This window comes from Arcobacter arenosus, assembly GCF_005771535.1.
Taxonomy (GTDB): domain Bacteria; phylum Campylobacterota; class Campylobacteria; order Campylobacterales; family Arcobacteraceae; genus Halarcobacter; species Halarcobacter arenosus.
Window position 1 is genome coordinate 89,736 of sequence record NZ_VANU01000001.1, and the last position, 17,995, is coordinate 107,730.

The window sequence follows — 17,995 nt, forward strand, 5'->3', positions numbered from 1 at the left end:
ATATAAGTTTTTATCCACCTAAATATTTTTTTCTTATTTCATCTGAAGTGATTAAATTTTTAGCTTCATCTTCTAAAGCTACTTTCCCATTTTCTAAAACATAGGCATAATTTGAAATCTCTAAAGCAGCAAAGGCATTTTGTTCTACTAATAAAATAGTAATTCCATCCTCTTTTAATTTAACAATTGTTTCAAATAATTCACCTACAATTTTAGGAGCAAGTCCCAAAGATGGTTCATCAAGCATCAAAAGTTTTGGAGAAGACATCAAAGCTCTTGCAATTGCAAGCATTTGTTGTTCTCCACCACTCATAGTTCCACCTAATTGACCCCTTTTATCAATTAATCTTGGAAATAGTTTAAACATTCTTTCTTGATACTCTTCATAAAGTTCATCTTGATTAAATGCACCCATTCTAAGATTCTCTTCAATTGTAAGATTTTGGAAAACTCTTCTTCCTTCTGGAACTAAAGATATCCCCTCTTTTATAATTTTATGGGTTTTATGATTTGAGATATCTAAGTCATTAAATATAATCTCACCAGTTTTCTTTACATCATTTACTATTGATTGAAGAGTTGAAGTTTTTCCTGCACCATTACTTCCAATAAGTGAAACAATTTGTCCAGCTTTTACTTCAAAATCAACCCCTTTTACAGCTTTAATTAAACCGTAAAATACTTCTAAATTCTTTACACTAAGCATGTTTAAAATCTCCAAGGTAAGCTTTTATAACTTCTTCATCTTTAATTGCATCTTTAATATCACCCTCAAAGATTGTTTTTCCATAATCTAAAACCATAACTCTATCACAAAGTTTATTTACAAACTTCATATCATGTTCAATTAATAAAATTGTAACATCAAATTCATCTCTAATTTTAAAGAAAAGTTCTGCTAATTCATGGGTTTCTTGAGGGTTCATACCTGCAGCTGGTTCATCTAATAAAAGAAGCTGTGGAGAAGCAGCCAAGGCTCTTGCAATCTCAACTTTTCTTTGCTGTCCATATGAAAGTGAAGTTGCCATTTCATTTGCATAATCTGCAATTCCAAGAACTTCCATAATCTCTAAAGCTCTTTTTTTAACTCTTCTTTCCTCTTTAAAAAATCGTGGTAGCCTTAAAATCGCTTCTAAATATGTATATTCTGCTTGATAATCAAAGCCAATTAAAATATTTTCCAATACAGTCATTGAGGTAAATAATCTAATATTTTGAAATGTTCTTGCAATTCCTCTATGAACAATTTTATGGGGTTTAATCCCATCAATTCTTTGTCCATGAAATTTTATTTGACCCTCTGTTGGCTCATAATTACCAGTAATTATATTAAACATTGTAGTTTTACCAGCACCATTTGGACCTATTAGACCATAGATTTCTTTGGCATTAACATGAAAAGATGTATCTTTTATAGCTGTAACACCACCAAACTTTTTTGTTACGTTACATACTTCTAAAATCATTTAACATCCTTTTTCTTTTTAAAAAACTTTAATTCAAAAAGCTCTTTTTTACCCATTAGACCTTCCCTTGCAAATAACATTACAATAATAAGTATAAGTGAGAATACAACCATTCTCATTCCAGGAAGCCCTTCAGTTTCATAACCAAATAGATTCATTGGCTCATCTAAGAATCTCATCCATTCTAATCCTGCCATCACAAAAATAGTTCCTAAAATTGCTCCAGTTGTACTTCCAAGACCACCTAAAACAATTATAATTAATAATTGGAATGTTAAGAAGAATGTAAATAAATCAGGACTAATTGATGTTAATAATGCCGCTAATAATCCACCACCAATTCCTTCAAAAAATGCTGATGTTGTAAAAGCTAAAGTTTTAATTTTAAAAGTATCAACACCCATTGCTGTTGCTGCATCTTCATCGTCTCTAACAGCTTTCATAGCACGACCATATTTTGAATAGATAATATTTAATATAGCTAATACAGTTAAAATAGCAGCTCCACCTGTCCAATATAGATTTGAAAATTCTGGGATATCATTAATACCTAAAGAACCATTTGTAATTTGTGGATTATTAATAGCTAAAATTCTAATAATAAAACCAAAACCAAGTGTTACAATAGCAAGATAATCTCCCCTTACTCTAAATACAGGGAAAGATAAAGATAGTGCTAAAAGTGCTGAGATTATACCTGCAAGTAACAGTGCCCAAATAAATTCTGCTTGCATTGCAAGAATCCATTCTGATGGATCTTCAATATCATATTGATAAAGCATCCCCTCTGCATCAACTGTTAAAATTGCAACAACATATGCACCAATAGCAACAAAACCATTTGGCTCCAATGAAAACTGTCCAGTAACACCATTAATTAAATTATATGAAACGGCTAAAATTATAAAAATTGCAACATTATTGATAATTCTAACTGTATATTCATCAAAAAAGTTTTGGGCAAACCATGTAAACCAAATTGCTGTAATTATAATTGAAAGATTAATTAATCTTTGTTTTGTAAATATTTTATCTTCTATCATAATTAAAACCTACTCTTTTCTAAATCTTCACCCATAATTCCAGTTGGTTTAAATAATAACACCAAAATTAAAAAGATAAAGGCAAAGGCATCTTTATATCCACCAAGTTCAGGGAAAAATGCGATAACAACAACTTCAGTAAATCCAATAATAAACCCACCTAATACTGCACCTGTTACTGAACCAATCCCACCAACAACAGCAGCAGCGAAAGCTTTAAGACCAACTAAAACTCCCATCATCGGTTCAACAGAAGGATAATTAATAGCCCAAAATAAACCTCCAACTGCAGCAAGAGCTGATCCAAGGGCAAAAACAATTGCAATAATCATATTTGCATCAACACCCATTAAATTAACTGTTTTAATATCAAATGAAAGTGCACGAATCGCCATTCCATATTTTGTTTTATATAAAACATATAAAATTCCAGATAATAAGATAATAGTTACAACTGGTACTGCAATAGATGAAACTGAAAAAGTAATACCTGCAACATTAAAAATATTTTCCATATAAACTGGAACAGGGAATGCCCTAGGAACTCCACCTGCAAAAACAGTAAAGGCATTTTCTAAGAAAAATGAAATACCAATTGCTGTAATAAGTAAAGAGATTTTTGGAGCTTCTCTTAAAGGTTTGTAAGCGATTTTGTCCATTAACATACCTAAAGCAGCTGAAATACCAACAGCTAAAAGAATTGAAAATGCAAATGGCAATTCAAATACAGCCATAAAGAGATAACCTAAAAAGGCACCAACCATCATAATATCACCATGTGCAAAGTTTATTAACCTTAACACACCGTATACCATTGTATAACCAATTGCAATCAAGGCATACATAGATCCTAAAGAGAATCCATTTACCATTTGTTGCATAAACGTTAAAATATCCATTAAGTCTCCAAAAATTTAATTAAAAAACTTTTACCATAAGAAAAGAAATATCCTTTTACTTTTCTTATGATAAAAAGATAAAAAAAAAGTCTAGCAAAAATCTTGCTAGACTTTATAAACAATAAAAAACTAATTATGGATTAACAGTAGCTTTGAAGCCTGCTTTTCCACTTTTAATCTCTTTGATAACTGCTGATCTAGTTGCATTACCTTCTTTATCTATAGTAATTGATCCAGATACACCATCAAAGTTTGTTGTATTTTTAATTTCTTTGTTAACACAAACTGAATCTGTAGGATCTTCACATCTGTTCATTGCAGCTATTAATACATTATAAGTATCAGCTCCAAGTGCTGTAAATGAATTCATCTCAGCTTTTCCAGTCTCTTTTTCATGGAAAGCAACAAAGTCAGCAGATTTTTTTGATGGAGGATTTGAATAATCAAAAAAGTCAGTAAACATATAACCTTCTACAGACTCACCACCTAAATCAATAAATGTTTGATTTGCAACACCATCTCCACTAAACATTGGTTTAGAAAGACCTAATTGTTTAGATTGTCTAGCAATCATTGATGCTTCTGGGTGATATAATGGTAAGAACATGAAATCAGGATTTAATGATTTAACTTGAGAAACAACAGCTTTAAAATCTTTATCTCCTGAAGTTACCATGATTTTTTTAAGTAATTTTCCACCATTTTTCTTAAATGCATTTTGGAAAGCTTTTGCAAGACCTAAAGAATAAACTTGTGCTTGGTCAACAATTACAACTGCAGTTTTATAACCTTGTTCTTTTGCATAATTTGCAACAACTTCACCTTGGAAAGAGTCAGTAAAACAAACTCTATTTGCATATTCTCTTTTTGCAGTTAATTTATCATTAGTTGCAACAGAAGCAATAACTGGTACTTTTTTCTTATCAGCAATTGCAATTGTTTGAGCTGTATTTGTTGATGTTAAAGCTCCTAAAATAGCAGTAACTTTATCTGAAGAGATAAGTCTTGTTGTTGCAGTTGCAGTTTCAACCTTATCACCTTTGTTATCTACTAATACAATTTTTACTGTATCACCATTAGCTAACGTTGGTTGTAATTTATTTGCTAATTCTAAACCTAAATATGTAACTTGTCCATAAGCAGCAAGTGGCCCAGACATAGGCATTACAGCACCAATTTTAACCTCTTTTGCTAATGCAATACCACAAGTTAATGCAGATGCAACAGCTAAACTAATTAATTTTTTCATTCACACTCCTTAAAAAATATATTAAATAGTAGCATATAAAAACAAAAAATTTTAATAAATTGTGTATAAATTATAGTAAAGTTGTAAAAAAATAGTCTTATATAAGCTGATTTTTCCCAAGTTTTTTTGCTTTATATAAAGCATTATCAGCTCTATTAATGATTTCATTAATATGTACATCAGTTTTTTTATACTCAGATGAACCTATTGTTACAGTGAATTTAAGTTCTTCACTTTCAAATTTATTTAAAGAATTTATTACATCTAAAATCTTTTTTGCAACCTTTCTTGCATTGTCTATTGGAGTACTTGGAAGTAAAACTAAAAACTCATCACCACCAAGTCTAACAATAATATCATTATCTCTTACAGTTGTTTTAAGTCTTTTAACTAAAAGTTTTATTACTTTGTCACCTACATCATGACCATAAGTATCATTTACAGTTTTGAAATTATCTATATCTAGAAGTAATAAAGATAAAGTATTATGTTCTCTTTTTACAATTTTCATATAACGACTAGAAAAATCTTCTAAGAATCTTCTATTATAAACCTTTGTTAGCTGATCTGTATTTGCAAGTTTTTCATTCTCTTTTCTTTTACTTTCAGATTGAATAAGCCTTTTTGTTCTTTTATCTAATTCTTGAGCAAGATTATTAAAGTTGTCATTTAAAGAATCTATCTCTTCTATACCACAATGCTCTAAAGAGTTAATTTCACTTTTATTTCCTAATGTTTTTGTGAATTCTACGATTTTTGATAATGGATTATTTATTGTAGAAACAAAATCTTTTGCTTTTTTATATAAAAATATAAAAAATATAAAATAGAAAACAATTATAAATACTATAATAAAGTATCCAATACTTAGATTTTGATTTTCTAATTCTTTAACTTCAGATATAATTTGATTTTCAGGTATTAAAGAGATTAAAAACCAATCTGTAATATTTACTTTTTTTGAAAATAATAAATATTTATTTTCATTTAAAACAACTTCATCAAAAACTTTTCCACCATCAATTAAATTTTTCAGTAGTTTTACAAATTGCTTATTTTCATAATCAAAAATATTTATTTTATTTTCAAAAAGAACAGTTTTTTCAATTTTATCTTTTAAAAAGTAACCACCCTTTTCTTCATCTTTTAAAGATAAAAAAGTTTTTATTTTATTCTCCATTACAATAACTTCACCCTTTTTATTTATAATAAAAGATGCACCATCAAAAGGAAGTTGTAAATCCAATAAAGTTTTAATAATAGAGTTTAGAGTTATATCTATTCCTGTAACACCTTCTAAAAAATCATTATTATAAATTGGTGCGATAAGACTAATCATCCAACCTTTTCCTGCAGGGTCTAAATAAACATCAGTCCAAACAGGGCCTTTACTTGGATTATTTTTTAAATCTGCTTCGTAATAAAAATTATAATTTTCCATTTTTATATCAGGGGGAAAAATATTGAAACTATCTTCTAAAAATGGGTAATATCTACAAATATTATCATGGCTATTAAAATATACTGCATCAAGCATTTTATTGTTGTTTATTATAGATTTAAAGTTTTTATCAAAAAGCTCAGTTTTGATAAGTTTATCTTTTAAATCATCATCAATTTTTGTATTTTTTGAAACTACAACCGATGAACCACCATTATTTTCAGTTTTATAATACATCCCATTTGGTGCAAAATCAAACTTAGGTTTATTATCTAAAGTTATATTATCCTTATAGAAAAAAAAGTTTTGATGTTCATTTTGTAAAAAAGCTGATAGGTTTTCAAGGTTATTAAACTTTTCATTTATAATTGAAGTTGTAGAGTTAACTCTATCTATAACACTTAGTTTTAGGTCTTCTAAAACAAAATCAACAGTTGCGTTGACAAGTTTATTATTTGAACTAAAGTATAAAAAGACTAAAACAACTTCAATAAATAATATTGATGTTAGTGCTGTTTTTAAATAACTATTATAAATAAGTTTTTTTAATGTTATTTTATTCAAAAACTCACCTTTTTATGGTTTATTTATGATTATTATAATTTAAAAAAGTATCTTGTTATATTAGTGTAGTTATTTAATTTTCTTTTTTAAGCTATTCCATCTCTAAACTCATAAGATACATATCTTCCCCATCAATTACTTTTATTTGTGTAGATTCACATTTAGGACAACAAAATTCATGTTTTTCTAAAGTAGAATCTTCCCCACAATCTGTACAGGAGATAACTATTTTTTGATGATTAATTATAAACTCCGCACCATCACAAACAGTTTTTTCTTTGAAAGTATCAAAGGCTGTTTGAAGTAAATCTGGTTCAACCCCAGATAAAACTCCAATTTTAACAACTACTTTTGTCACTTGCTTTGAGTCATTTTGTCTTGCGTGTTCTTCACATGTTTCTAATAAAGATTGAACGATTGAGTACTCATGCATTAACAAATCCTTGGTAACAATTCACCAGTTGGTAAATCGATAAATCTAGCTGTACCCCAAGGTGAGTTTAAAACAACTTTTCCTAAATGTTTAGAACTTACTGTGCCAATAATAGCTGCTTCTTTTGTGGTATCAATAGATTTTAAAATATCCATTGCTTTTTCTTCTTGATCCTTTGAAATAGCCATAACAAAAGTTCCTTCATTTGCTAAACTTAATGCTTCAAAACCAAGCATTTCACAAACTCCATTAACCTCATCAGTTACAGGGATTTTTTCTTCATCAATCTCAACACAGATATTTGATTGTTTAGCCCATTCATTAAGTACTGCGCTAACTCCACCTCTTGTTGCATCCCTTAAAGCTCTAATTTTAATACCATTTTCAATAAGTTTTTCTACAACTGGCCAAAGAGAAGCACAATCAGATTCCAATGAAGATGAGAAATCGATACCTTCTCTTGCTGCAAAAATTGTTGCTCCATGTTTTCCAACTGAATTTGAAACAATAATTACATCATCTTCTAATATCTCATTTGAAGAGATACCTTTTTGTTTAATCTCACCAATACCTGTTGTATTTATAAAAATTTTATCAACACTTCCTCTTGGTACTACTTTTGTATCACCAGAGACAACATAAGCACCATTTTTTTCTAATTCAATTTTCATACTATTTACAATTCTTTTTAAAGTCTCAACCTCAAAACCCTCTTCAATAATAACACTACATGTTAAATATTTTGGCTTTGCTCCCATCATAGCTAAATCATTGCAAGTTCCACATACTGCAAGCTTTCCGATATCTGCACCAGCAAACTCTATGGGACTAACTGTAAAAGAGTCAGTTGAAAAAGCTAAAGTACCATCTTGAATAACTGCAGCATCTTCACTTTTTTCTAAAATCTCATTTTTAAAAGCTTTATAAAAAACCTTAGATATTAATTCATTATTTTCTTGTCCACCATTTCCATGGGCTAATGTAACTGTTTTCATTTTTTCTCTTTAAAATTTTTCTATAAAATCTTTTATTTTAAAAGATTTCCATATTTATAATATGCTGAACATGCACCCTCACTACTTACCATACAAGACCCTAATGGAGAACTTGGTTTACAGGCTGTTCCAAATACACTACATTCATGCGGTTTTGCAACTCCACGCATAATACTTCCACAAATACAAAGTTTATGATCATCAATTTCTTGAGTTGGTAAAATATCTTTATAGATAATCTCTGCATCAATTGAAGCATATTCATCTTTTAATTTTAGTGCAGAATCAGCAATATCACCTAATCCTCTCCATCTAAAATGTTCAGCTTTTTCAAAATACTTATCAATTAGTTTTTGGGCAGCTAAATTACCATCATAAGATACAGCTCTTGAATATTGCGTTTCCAACTCACATCTATTTTCACTAAATTGTTTTAAAATACTTAAAATTGATTGCATAACATCAACTGGTTCAAAACCACTTACTACAACAGGCTTTTTATAAATATCAATAAACTCTTGGTATATTTTACTTCCTGTAATTACACTTACATGAGAAGGACCTATAAAAGCATCAATTTTACAGTCATCACTATCAAGTAAAGCTCTCATTGGTTCAGGAACTGTTATATGATTTATATGAAAATAAACATTTGCAATTTTATTTTTACTAACATGTTCAAGTAATGCTGCTGTCATTGGTGTAGTAGTTTCAAAACCTATTGCAAAGAAAATCACTTTTTTATCTGGATTTTCTTGGGCTATTTTAATAGTATCAAGTGGTGAATAAACAAACCTTACATCTGCTCCCCTACTTCTAGCATCTTGTAAACTTCCCTTTGAACCAGGAACTTTGATCATATCTCCAAGAGTTACTAAGATTACATCTTTTTGTAAAGATAAGATATATGCATGATCAATTCTTTCTTTTGGCATTACACATACAGGACATCCAGGACCATGAATAAACTCTAAATTTTTAGGCATCAATTGGTTTATACCATATTTCATAATAGTATGAGTGTGTCCCCCACAAACTTCCATAACCCTTATTGTTTTATCAATTTTTGAAGCTTCTTTATCAACTAAGGATTTTAAAGCTTTTACCGTTTTAGGATCTCGGAATCCATCATATAAATCTTTTAATTTTAATTCACTCATATTTTTCACCTATTAGGGCAATTATCCCCATCTAAAATTGCTTGTTGCCTATCCTCTTCTTCCATTTTTTCAATTATTTCACGATAAATAGCCAAAGATTCTAAAGCATCTTCTTCATCAATTTTATTCATGGCGAAACCAATATGTATTAAAACATAATCTCCAACTTCTACTGGTTGATCTATTAAATCTAAAGAAGCGTTTCTCTCAACTCCCATAGTATCAACAGTACATACATTGTTTTCTTTATCTATTTTTTTAATTTTTGAAGGAATAGAAAGGCACATTATCTCATTCTCCTTTTAAAATTAATCCACTCTACAACAGCTTTTAAACTCTCTTCATCTTTTGTTGAAACTTCCAAGATATCTACATTTGGTTTTAGTTTTCTAGCTGTTTCTTTCTCTTTTTCTAAATCATATTCAAAATAAGGAAGTAAATCTGTTTTTGTAAAAAGAATTAAATCTGCGGCTCTAAACATAACTGGATATTTAGCAATTTTATCTTCACCTTCTGGAACACTAACTAATACAATGTTTAAATGAGTTCCAACATCGTAAGATGCAGGACATACAAGATTCCCTACATTTTCAACAAAACATACATCTAAATCATCTAAAGGCATGTCGTGTAATCCTTTGTGAACCATAAATGCATCTAAATGACAGGCACTTCCTGTTTGAATTTGTACAGCTTTAATATCTTTTGCAAGTAATCTATCCGCATCTCTATTAGTTTCTAAATCACCTTCAACAACACCATATTTAAAATCAGCAATATCAGCCATATGTTCTAGAAGTGTTGTTTTTCCACTTCCTGGACTTGACATAAGATTTATTCCTAATACTTTATGACTATCAAAATGAACTCTGTTATGAGCTGCCTCATGGTCATTTTTATCTAATATTTTTTGAATTACTGAAACTGTTTTTGCATCATTTAGTTGTGGATTATGATGAAGAGTTTCATGAGCTGCCTGGTGAGAAGAACTACCTTCATGGTGTGAATGTTCATGATCATGATGATGGTGATGTGCATCACCCGCTATTGTACAACCGCAATCTTTACACATATATTATCCTTTAAATTCTTGTGAATTATTGTTCATTTTAGAAAGTGTAGTCTATTGAAACTTTATTCAAACTAATAAGAGACACATCTTGTGTACTTTTAGAACAAGTAAACTATTAGTTAGATTAAGTTATTCTTATAAAAATAAAAATACTAAAGATGACTTTAAAATGGAAATTAAAAATTGCCCCTATTGTGATTCAAAAAGACTTTATATTCTTCAAAACAATTATAAAAAATGTAGTACTTGTAATAGAAAATTTTCCATAAGAAAAATTGAAATAGATTTTAGAATAATTGAATTTTTTTGTAATAATATAAGTGCAAATAGATGCTCCAAAATTCTTAAACTTAATTATAGAACTGTCCAAAATAGATATATGTTATTTAGAAAATTGATTGCTAATTTTTTAGAAAATGAACATTATAATAGTATCAATGATAATAGCTCATATGAAGAGTTTTATTATTTTACAAATAGAGAAAAAAAGAATAAAAAAAGATCTCTTTATAACGCTATTAATATTTTAGGTTTTTATTCAAACAAAAAAGTTTTTACTTTGTTAATGCCAAAACTCCCAAGACATAATACAGTAGAAGATGATAAAGAGTTTGAAAAATATTTAAAATGGCATAGAATCTATTCCCAATACTCTTACTCAACACCATTAAATGTTTTTTGGAAATACTTAGAGGAAAATTTGAAAAAATATAAAGGGGTGAATGAAAACAACTTCTTCTATTATTTAAAAGAGTGTGAATTTAAATTTACTTATTTACAAAACAAACAAATAGAGATATTAAAAACTATTTTTTATAAATACCAATAGAAGTATTTGAATTATGAAAACTAAAGAAAAATATCAATATTAAAAACTAAAGAAACTATAAATATATTTATATATAATTTCAAAAAATTTTAGGAAAACTATTATGATAAAAGATGCATTAGGTCGATTTAGAATTATTTCTGCAATTGAAGGATTATCTTATTTGCTTTTAGTATTTATAGCTATGCCTATAAAATATATTGGAGATAACCCATATCCTGTTAAAATCTTTGGGATGATTCATGGAGTCTTGTTTATTATCTTTATGATATCTTTATTTGAAGCTAAGATTAAAAAATCATGGGATGTTGGATTAGTTTTTCAACTTTTTGTTTTATCACTAATTCCATTTGGAGCATTTTTTATAGAGAAAAAAGTTAAACCAAATGAAGTTACACTATAAAATAAGATACATTTAGTATCTTATTTTAATCCTCTATTAAAAAAAATATATTATAACTCCCACTATAAGCATCTATTTTTCCATAAACTTTTTTTCCATCACCTCTATCTTTAATCTCAAAATATACTGAATCTGAATATTTCCCTAGTATTTTTGCATTATAAAGTGGCAATATATTTTTATAGTTTTTTATAATAGATTTTCTTGAATAAGTACTATCTTTTTTGCCATCTTTCATTATTTTATAGTCAATTCTTTTTATAGAACCAATAAAAGTTAAAACTTCTTTTTTATTAAAATAAGGCTTTGTTTTATAAATAACTAGCTTCTCATCTTTATAAGTAGTGTTTAGACTAATAACAGAGTTTTCAAGGGGTTTAATAAAATTAATATCAATTACTGCTTTTTTATCTCCACCACTAATTTTATGAAGTTCAACTCTTCTATTTTTTGCTCTTCCTTCATCTGTATCATTTGAAGCAATTGGGTTTTCCTCTCCAAAACCTTTTGAGTTTAATCTTTCTTTATTTATACCATATTTTATAATTGCATCTTTTACAGATTTTGCCCTTTCAAAGGAAAGTTCCTTATTATATTTATCATTTCCTTTTGAGTCTGTATGTCCTTGAACTGATATTACTAAATCTGGATATTTTTCCATAAGGTTTACAGCTGAAAGTATTGCTTTTAGGGATTCTTTTTTTAGTGTAGCTTTATTAAAATCAAAATATACACCATCTAGGGTGATTTTCCCTTCAGTATCTAGTTGTGCCTTGATTTTGTCAGGACTTAGTACTAAGTCTTGAACAAAAACCTCTTCTTTTACCATTTTTAATGAAAAGGATCTTTTATAAGTTTTAAACTCTGTTAGATATTTATTTTTACCATCAACATACTCAAAAATAAAAAAGTAATCTTTATCATCAACTATTGTTGCTCCAAGCTTAATTATCTTGTCTTTATACTCTTTTGAAATTATAGGTCTAAAATCAGTGTTATCTTTTGTAATATTAAAATAATCTGCTTTCCAATACTCACCATTTTTTTTGACTTTCTTTTTATTTATCCTAAATAGAACTTCATTGTATTTTTTATAGTCAAGTCTTCTTATTGCATAATCTTTAACTTGTGGTAGTAAAATATTTTTAGGATAAGAAGAAGATTTATTTTCAGCTCTTTTAGTCTCATAAGTATATTTGATATCTGAGCCAAGATTAATTAAAGAAGAATTAGCAAATGCAGCAGCACAAAAAAAAGAAGCAAGAACTATTATTCTAAATAGGTACATGAAAAATCCTTTTATATAATAATATTTGTAATTTTATTATATATCTTTTTAGTTTAATTGTACTAATTTAGTTGAGAATAAATCTGGCCTATTGAAATACCTCCATCATTTAGTGGGATTTTTTTAGAGTAGTAGTATTTTTTATTTAGTTTTGTTAGTTTTTTACTAATTTCTTCAAGTAAAGTTTTATTTTGAAAAACTCCACCAGTTAAAACTATTGGTAAATCATTAAATTTATTAGAAATTTCGATTACCAAATCTACAAGCATATTTATAAATTTACTACAAATTAAAATCTTGTTTTTCTCTTTTTCTATCTCTTTAATACAAATAGATAAATCAATAATTTCATCAACTAGTTTATATCTATATGATTTATTACAAGTTTTATCATAAGCCATCTCTATTTGTAAACCAGTTTCTCCTTCAAAACTTTGAATTTGGGCAATACCACTTAAACTAGCTATTGCATCAAATAATCTACCCATAGAAGAAGTTTTTGGAGCATTTAAACCTTTTTGCCACATTGTATGCATTATTTTAATTTCACCTTGGGAGAAAGCTTTTACAGTTGGATTATCTAAAAGTAAAATCTCTTCTAATGAAAAATTATCAAATAGTAAAGATAAGGCAACTCTTTTAGGCTCTTTAATTGATTTCTCGCCACCTAAAAGTTTAAAATAATTTAGATGATAAGCCCTTTTATACTCTTTTTTATCTGCAATAAAAACTTCACCACCCCAAATATTTCCATCATCACCAAAACCAGTTCCATCAAAAGAGAAAGCTAAAACTTTTTCATCTAAATTATATTCAGCCATAGTTGATAAAACATGAGCATAATGATGCTGAATCTCTATAGTTTCAATTCCTTGATTTTTTGCCCATTTTGTACTTTCATAATTTGGGTGTTTATCACAAACTATTAAATCTGGTTCAAAATCATAAAATCTTTTAAAGGTTTTAATTGTTCTATTAAAATATTCTATTGAAGTTATAGAACCTAAATCCCCTATATGGGGTGATAAGATTAAATTATCTTCAAAAGCTAAAGCAATTGTTGATTTTTGATTTGCCCCAAGAGCTAATATTTTCTTATTTGTTTTTGAAGAAAGTTTCAAACTTGTTGGTGCATACCCCCTTGCATTTCTTAAAACTAAAATATCATCATTTGCAACTTGAACAACGGAATCATCACAGGCATTTATTATATCTCTATCAAAATCAAGTATGAAATCTACTACACCACCTAACTTTTCTATAACTTCATCTTTAAATCTTAATATAGGTTCATCTGATAAATTTGCACTAGTTGCAACAATAGGAGTATTTAGATACTTAAATAATAGATGATGTAGTGGTGTATAAGCAATAAAACAACCTAGTCTATCTATATTTGGGGCAATATATTTACTTAACTTTGTTGAGTTTATATTTTTCATTTTAACCAAAGTAATTGGCTTCTCTTTTGAAGTAATAATCTCTTCTTCTTTTTTTGTTAAAGTAGTATGCTCTTTTATCTGCTCTAGATTTTTAAACATAACAGCAAAGGGTTTTGTTGGTCTATTTTTCCTATCTCTTAACTCATATACTACTTTATCGTCCAAAGCATTACAAACTAAGTGAAAGCCACCTAAACCTTTAATAGCAACTATTTTTCCCTCTTTGATTTTTTGCGCAATATCAATTATACTTTGAATATCTTTTGACAATTGTTCATTTTTATTATTATACAAAGCAATTTTAGGACCACAAACTTCACAAGAAACAGGTTGTGCATGATATCTTCTATTTAATGGATTTTTATATTCTTCTTCACATTTTGAACACATTTTAAATTTTGCCATTGAGGTATTACATCTATCATAGGGAACTGTATTTATAATTGAATATCTAGGTCCACAATTTGTACAATTTGTAAGAGCATATTCATATCTAAAATTTTCAGGATTATTTATATCATCAATACAATCATCACAAATAGCCATATCAGGACTTATAATTGTTGATTTATTTGAAGTAGTTTTACTCTCAATAATTTCGAAACTTTTAAAATTTTGAAGTTTTTTTTCTTCACTTCTAATAGAATCAATTTTAGCAAGTGGTGGTGGAGAATTTTTTAAAGTGTTTAAAAAGTTCTCAAGATTTAAAGTATCACCTTCTAATGCAATATTTACACCTTGATCATCATTATTAACCCAGCCAAAAAGCTTATTTTTCAAGGCTAGATTGTAAACATACGGTCTAAATCCAACACCTTGAACAATACCTTTTACTTGTATTTGTATAGATTTCATTCTTTTCCAAATTAGTTTTTTATAATTGTATTGGAAAATCCTTATTATAATATAATTTGAAGTTTGTAGTTAATGCTAGTTTTAAGATTTTATTAAAAAATTCATCTGCAATTAAATCTCCACTTAAAGATATACCATCTACTGGAAAATTTTCATTAACATCGTCAATTAAATCAGATAAGAAATATATAAAACTTTCTACATATCCTAAGGCCAAAGTTTTATCATCTACCCCAGCAAGTTTAAAACTCATTCCACTTTTTACAAGTTTAATAAAATCAAACTCTTTATTAAATAATTTTTCTTTATCTATAATTTTATAATCTATTCTAGGACCTTTTGGAAGTAAAGCACTTGCAGCTTTTTCATAAATATTATCTATTCCTAAAATAGTTCCAGGTATTTGTAGTAAGGAATTTAAAGAATTATCTTTAATACAAGAGATATCTGTATTTAAACTATTTTCATACTCTTTTTCAAATTTAGCTTTAAAACTCTCTAATAATCTTTCACCATTTTCTTCTTTTTTTATACCTTCAAAAATTTCATTAACACTTTTAGGGATTTTAAAAGATACTAAATCAATTACACCATCTATTCTTGGAGAATATAAAGACATTGCCATATCATATTTAGAAGAGGCATAGATATTGATTATAGATTTTTCAAATAACTCATTTTCACTTAGTAAAACCATAAATTGCGCTTTTGATTTTTCATCAAATTTTCTATACAGTTCATCTAAACTTTTATCATAAAAACTATTTTCTAAAAAATGTATTTTACTTTCAGTTACAGATATTTTTGTATTGTTTTCAATATCAGAAAAATTGATTGATAAATCAAAATCTTCACTATCTTCAAACTTCACAAAATCTATATTTAAAGCTGCTAATTCCTTTGATAATAGATAATAAAAGATATTCCAAGGTGCTTTGATATCAACTTTATTGATTAAGCAATCATTATTTGCTTTATATATTGCATTTATATTAAAAGAGATTGTTGGCTTCTCTAAACTTAATAAAAGAGCAGTTTTTTGTTTTGAACCAACTACTATATTAGATAATTTATCAAGATTCGTACAAAGAATTTTTTCATTTTCTTTTTCAAACTTTGTAAATTTTGTAAATACATAATTATTTATTTTTACTTTTTTATTTAAAGATATTTCCAATGCAAGTTTTTCAAAAAACTCTTTATAATTTGAGTAATTAAACTCTTCATTATTTGAAATTATCTCTATTTTTTCTACATCACAAGTTGTACCACAAGTTTCACAATTTACAAAGGGGTTGTAGAAAAATTTAGACTCATTATTTTCTACTTTGGTTAAACAATTTGAACAGTAAGACTTTCTGAAACTATCAGGAGTATAGTGATAGTTGACAATTGGAAACTGTGGTACAACTTCTAATGTATAATCTTCCAAAAATATTGACATTGGAAGTTCATTTGATAATTCATCTGAAATTTTTAATATATTCTCTTCTTCATCTTTTATATGTAAAAAAAGAAAATCATCCTCTTTATAAAGATTATAAGTGGTCTGTTTTTTTGCTAAAATATTATCTAAAATAGTTATTAAACTATTGTTATTAGATGTATATTTAAATTTATATTGCAGGACCATTTATAATCTCTCTTTTATATGAGCTGTTAGCTATTTCAACGATTGATAAATTTTCATTTTTAACTGAAATATTTACACCTAAATCTTTTAGTGCCTTGATAATTGTACTTTCCATTGTAGGAATAGCTTTTATAATCTCTTCACTTAATTCAAAAGTTGTATCATCCGCAACTCTTTTAGGGATAACTCCCAATACATTCGTACTTGGTAAGTCTCCGTTCATCTTAATCATATTCAAAGTTTGAAGCATCTCAATTTCATGAGCACTACCTTGCCAATCAATTTCAGCAGGAGCTTTTAAATAATCAAAGAAATAAACATCACCAGGTTTTGAATTTAAGGCATCAATACAATCAACAACAAAAACTTTATCATATTTGATGATAAGTGGAATTAGCCTATGGGCTAATGTTCCACCATCAACAATACTAATAGTATGTTCATCGGAATTATATTCATATTTTTCATCAAGATAATGAATAAAATGAGCTCCAATTCCTTCATCTTGGAATAGGATATTTCCTATTCCTAAAATTAATATATTCATATTAGTGCTTTTTGTCTTCTTTTATCCATCTGTAACCAGAGATAATTGAGTCCATCGCTCCTTGTTTCCCATGTACAGAGTTAAATACTGCAAGATAAACGTGAATTGGTAAGAAGATTATAAAAATCCACATAAAAATGTGGTGTAATTCTCTTACAAATGCTAAACCGCCCATCATTACTTCCAATGATCTCATAGAATCAAACAAAAAACCACCCATACCTTCATGATATACATGAACATAAAGGATTAATCCTGTTAATGAAATCATAACAATCGATATATATACCCCCGCATAAGCCATAAACTGTAGTGGGTTATAAACACCTTTTCCATGTGGATGTTTTGTGATTAATAAATAATACCCAATTTGTTGAATCCAAATTTTAGGATTAATAAAATCCCAAAAAGAATCTCTTTCTACTTTACTTTGCTTATCAAAAATAAATAAATAAAACTTTCCAATTGTAACAGCAATTAACATAAACCCAAAAATAACATGCCAAGATCTAGTTAAAGCATTTAAAAATAACACAGGCTCTCCACCAGAGTGAGCAGGTGATATAAATGGATACGCTATATAAAAACCAGTTGCTGTTAAAATTACTATTGCAAGAGCTCTTACCCAGTGAGTAATTCTCAACCAATACGAAAATTCATAATGTTTTTTTATCAT

18 protein-coding genes are annotated in these 17,995 nt (G+C 27.8%); 2 read left to right on the forward strand and 16 right to left on the reverse strand.

All coding sequences use genetic code 11. From position 1 onward, the window contains the following. Window positions 1–10: 10 nt before the first annotated feature. From FDK22_RS00460 to hypB, 11 genes are all read right to left on the reverse strand, one after another. Window positions 11–706: an ABC transporter ATP-binding protein gene (locus FDK22_RS00460; RefSeq protein WP_138150808.1), complete on the reverse strand. Its 696-nt coding sequence runs from the start codon at window positions 704–706 to the stop codon at window positions 11–13. Next, the gene (locus FDK22_RS00465; RefSeq protein ID WP_138150809.1) at window positions 699–1,466 is read right to left on the reverse strand and encodes an ABC transporter ATP-binding protein; all 768 of its coding nucleotides are present in this window, start codon (window positions 1,464–1,466) and stop codon (window positions 699–701) included. The genes FDK22_RS00460 and FDK22_RS00465 overlap by 8 nt, the downstream gene beginning before the upstream one ends. Then, window positions 1,463–2,494 carry a branched-chain amino acid ABC transporter permease gene (locus FDK22_RS00470; RefSeq protein ID WP_212744974.1) on the reverse strand — a complete coding sequence of 344 codons (1,032 nt, stop codon included), beginning with the start codon at window positions 2,492–2,494 and terminating at the stop codon, window positions 1,463–1,465. The genes FDK22_RS00465 and FDK22_RS00470 overlap by 4 nt, the downstream gene beginning before the upstream one ends. Before the next feature lie 17 nt (window positions 2,495–2,511). Further along, window positions 2,512–3,408: a branched-chain amino acid ABC transporter permease gene (locus FDK22_RS00475; protein WP_138150811.1), complete on the reverse strand. Its 897-nt coding sequence runs from the start codon at window positions 3,406–3,408 to the stop codon at window positions 2,512–2,514. 133 nt (window positions 3,409–3,541) lie between these two features. Next, the gene (locus FDK22_RS00480) at window positions 3,542–4,657 is read right to left on the reverse strand and encodes an ABC transporter substrate-binding protein (RefSeq protein WP_138150812.1); all 1,116 of its coding nucleotides are present in this window, start codon (window positions 4,655–4,657) and stop codon (window positions 3,542–3,544) included. Between the two features lie 97 nt (window positions 4,658–4,754). Then, a complete protein-coding gene (locus FDK22_RS00485; RefSeq protein WP_138150813.1) occupies window positions 4,755–6,662 on the reverse strand; it encodes a sensor domain-containing diguanylate cyclase in 1,908 nt (635 codons plus the stop codon). A gap of 91 nt (window positions 6,663–6,753) precedes the next feature. Further along, window positions 6,754–7,095 (reverse strand): hydrogenase/urease nickel incorporation protein HypA, encoded by a 342-nt coding sequence (gene hypA / locus FDK22_RS00490; RefSeq protein ID WP_138150814.1) that lies wholly within the window; start codon window positions 7,093–7,095, stop codon window positions 6,754–6,756. After that, the gene (gene hypE, locus FDK22_RS00495; protein ID WP_138150815.1) at window positions 7,095–8,090 is read right to left on the reverse strand and encodes a hydrogenase expression/formation protein HypE; all 996 of its coding nucleotides are present in this window, start codon (window positions 8,088–8,090) and stop codon (window positions 7,095–7,097) included. The genes hypA and hypE overlap by 1 nt, the downstream gene beginning before the upstream one ends. 32 nt (window positions 8,091–8,122) lie before the next feature. Further along, the gene (hypD, locus tag FDK22_RS00500) at window positions 8,123–9,250 is read right to left on the reverse strand and encodes a hydrogenase formation protein HypD (protein WP_138150816.1); all 1,128 of its coding nucleotides are present in this window, start codon (window positions 9,248–9,250) and stop codon (window positions 8,123–8,125) included. A 5-nt stretch (window positions 9,251–9,255) separates the two neighbouring features. Further along, window positions 9,256–9,537: a HypC/HybG/HupF family hydrogenase formation chaperone gene (locus FDK22_RS00505; protein WP_138150817.1), complete on the reverse strand. Its 282-nt coding sequence runs from the start codon at window positions 9,535–9,537 to the stop codon at window positions 9,256–9,258. Further along, complete coding sequence (hypB, locus tag FDK22_RS00510) at window positions 9,537–10,322, reverse strand: hydrogenase nickel incorporation protein HypB (RefSeq protein WP_138150818.1); 786 nt, start codon at window positions 10,320–10,322, stop codon at window positions 9,537–9,539. Before hypB ends, FDK22_RS00505 begins: the two co-directional genes overlap by 1 nt. Window positions 10,323–10,491: 169 nt before the next feature. On the opposite strand from hypB, the gene FDK22_RS00515 reads away from it, so the two are divergent. Both FDK22_RS00515 and FDK22_RS00520 read left to right on the forward strand, forming a co-directional pair. After that, a complete protein-coding gene (locus tag FDK22_RS00515; protein WP_138150819.1) occupies window positions 10,492–11,151 on the forward strand; it encodes a hypothetical protein in 660 nt (219 codons plus the stop codon). 103 nt (window positions 11,152–11,254) lie between these two features. Next, window positions 11,255–11,554 carry a DUF3817 domain-containing protein gene (locus FDK22_RS00520; protein ID WP_138150820.1) on the forward strand — a complete coding sequence of 100 codons (300 nt, stop codon included), beginning with the start codon at window positions 11,255–11,257 and terminating at the stop codon, window positions 11,552–11,554. Between the two features lie 25 nt (window positions 11,555–11,579). Here the strand turns inward: FDK22_RS00520 and FDK22_RS00525 are convergent, their stop codons facing one another. The 5 genes from FDK22_RS00525 to cybH form a co-directional block, all read right to left on the reverse strand. Then, on the reverse strand, window positions 11,580–12,842 hold the full coding sequence (locus tag FDK22_RS00525) for an OmpA family protein (protein ID WP_138150821.1): 1,263 nt from the start codon (window positions 12,840–12,842) through the stop codon (window positions 11,580–11,582). Window positions 12,843–12,904: 62 nt separating this feature from the next. Continuing rightward, window positions 12,905–15,139 (reverse strand): carbamoyltransferase HypF, encoded by a 2,235-nt coding sequence (hypF, locus tag FDK22_RS00530; RefSeq protein ID WP_138150822.1) that lies wholly within the window; start codon window positions 15,137–15,139, stop codon window positions 12,905–12,907. A 19-nt stretch (window positions 15,140–15,158) separates the two neighbouring features. Further along, on the reverse strand, window positions 15,159–16,772 hold the full coding sequence (locus FDK22_RS00535) for a hypothetical protein (protein ID WP_138150823.1): 1,614 nt from the start codon (window positions 16,770–16,772) through the stop codon (window positions 15,159–15,161). Further along, window positions 16,756–17,319 (reverse strand): HyaD/HybD family hydrogenase maturation endopeptidase, encoded by a 564-nt coding sequence (locus FDK22_RS00540; RefSeq protein ID WP_138150824.1) that lies wholly within the window; start codon window positions 17,317–17,319, stop codon window positions 16,756–16,758. The genes FDK22_RS00535 and FDK22_RS00540 overlap by 17 nt, the downstream gene beginning before the upstream one ends. 1 nt (window position 17,320) lies before the next feature. Then, a complete protein-coding gene (cybH, locus tag FDK22_RS00545) occupies window positions 17,321–17,995 on the reverse strand; it encodes a Ni/Fe-hydrogenase, b-type cytochrome subunit (RefSeq protein ID WP_138150825.1) in 675 nt (224 codons plus the stop codon).

What these genes read in the sequence shown, in the direction of transcription:
- FDK22_RS00460 (WP_138150808.1), bottom strand. Translation starts at nt 706, where the DNA reads ATGCTTAGTGTAAAGAATTTAGAAGTATTTTACGGTTTAATTAAAGCT.
- FDK22_RS00465 (WP_138150809.1), bottom strand. Translation starts at nt 1,466, where the DNA reads ATGATTTTAGAAGTATGTAACGTAACAAAAAAGTTTGGTGGTGTTACA.
- FDK22_RS00475 (WP_138150811.1), bottom strand. Translation starts at nt 3,408, where the DNA reads ATGGATATTTTAACGTTTATGCAACAAATGGTAAATGGATTCTCTTTA.
- FDK22_RS00480 (WP_138150812.1), bottom strand. Translation starts at nt 4,657, where the DNA reads ATGAAAAAATTAATTAGTTTAGCTGTTGCATCTGCATTAACTTGTGGT.
- hypA (WP_138150814.1), bottom strand. Translation starts at nt 7,095, where the DNA reads ATGCATGAGTACTCAATCGTTCAATCTTTATTAGAAACATGTGAAGAA.
- hypE (WP_138150815.1), bottom strand. Translation starts at nt 8,090, where the DNA reads ATGAAAACAGTTACATTAGCCCATGGAAATGGTGGACAAGAAAATAAT.
- hypD (WP_138150816.1), bottom strand. Translation starts at nt 9,250, where the DNA reads ATGAGTGAATTAAAATTAAAAGATTTATATGATGGATTCCGAGATCCT.
- FDK22_RS00505 (WP_138150817.1), bottom strand. Translation starts at nt 9,537, where the DNA reads ATGTGCCTTTCTATTCCTTCAAAAATTAAAAAAATAGATAAAGAAAAC.
- hypB (WP_138150818.1), bottom strand. Translation starts at nt 10,322, where the DNA reads ATGTGTAAAGATTGCGGTTGTACAATAGCGGGTGATGCACATCACCAT.
- FDK22_RS00515 (WP_138150819.1), top strand. Translation starts at nt 10,492, where the DNA reads ATGGAAATTAAAAATTGCCCCTATTGTGATTCAAAAAGACTTTATATT.
- FDK22_RS00520 (WP_138150820.1), top strand. Translation starts at nt 11,255, where the DNA reads ATGATAAAAGATGCATTAGGTCGATTTAGAATTATTTCTGCAATTGAA.
- FDK22_RS00525 (WP_138150821.1), bottom strand. Translation starts at nt 12,842, where the DNA reads ATGTACCTATTTAGAATAATAGTTCTTGCTTCTTTTTTTTGTGCTGCT.
- hypF (WP_138150822.1), bottom strand. Translation starts at nt 15,139, where the DNA reads ATGAAATCTATACAAATACAAGTAAAAGGTATTGTTCAAGGTGTTGGA.
- FDK22_RS00535 (WP_138150823.1), bottom strand. Translation starts at nt 16,772, where the DNA reads ATGGTCCTGCAATATAAATTTAAATATACATCTAATAACAATAGTTTA.
- FDK22_RS00540 (WP_138150824.1), bottom strand. Translation starts at nt 17,319, where the DNA reads ATGAATATATTAATTTTAGGAATAGGAAATATCCTATTCCAAGATGAA.
- cybH (WP_138150825.1), bottom strand. Translation starts at nt 17,995, where the DNA reads ATGATAAAAAAACATTATGAATTTTCGTATTGGTTGAGAATTACTCAC.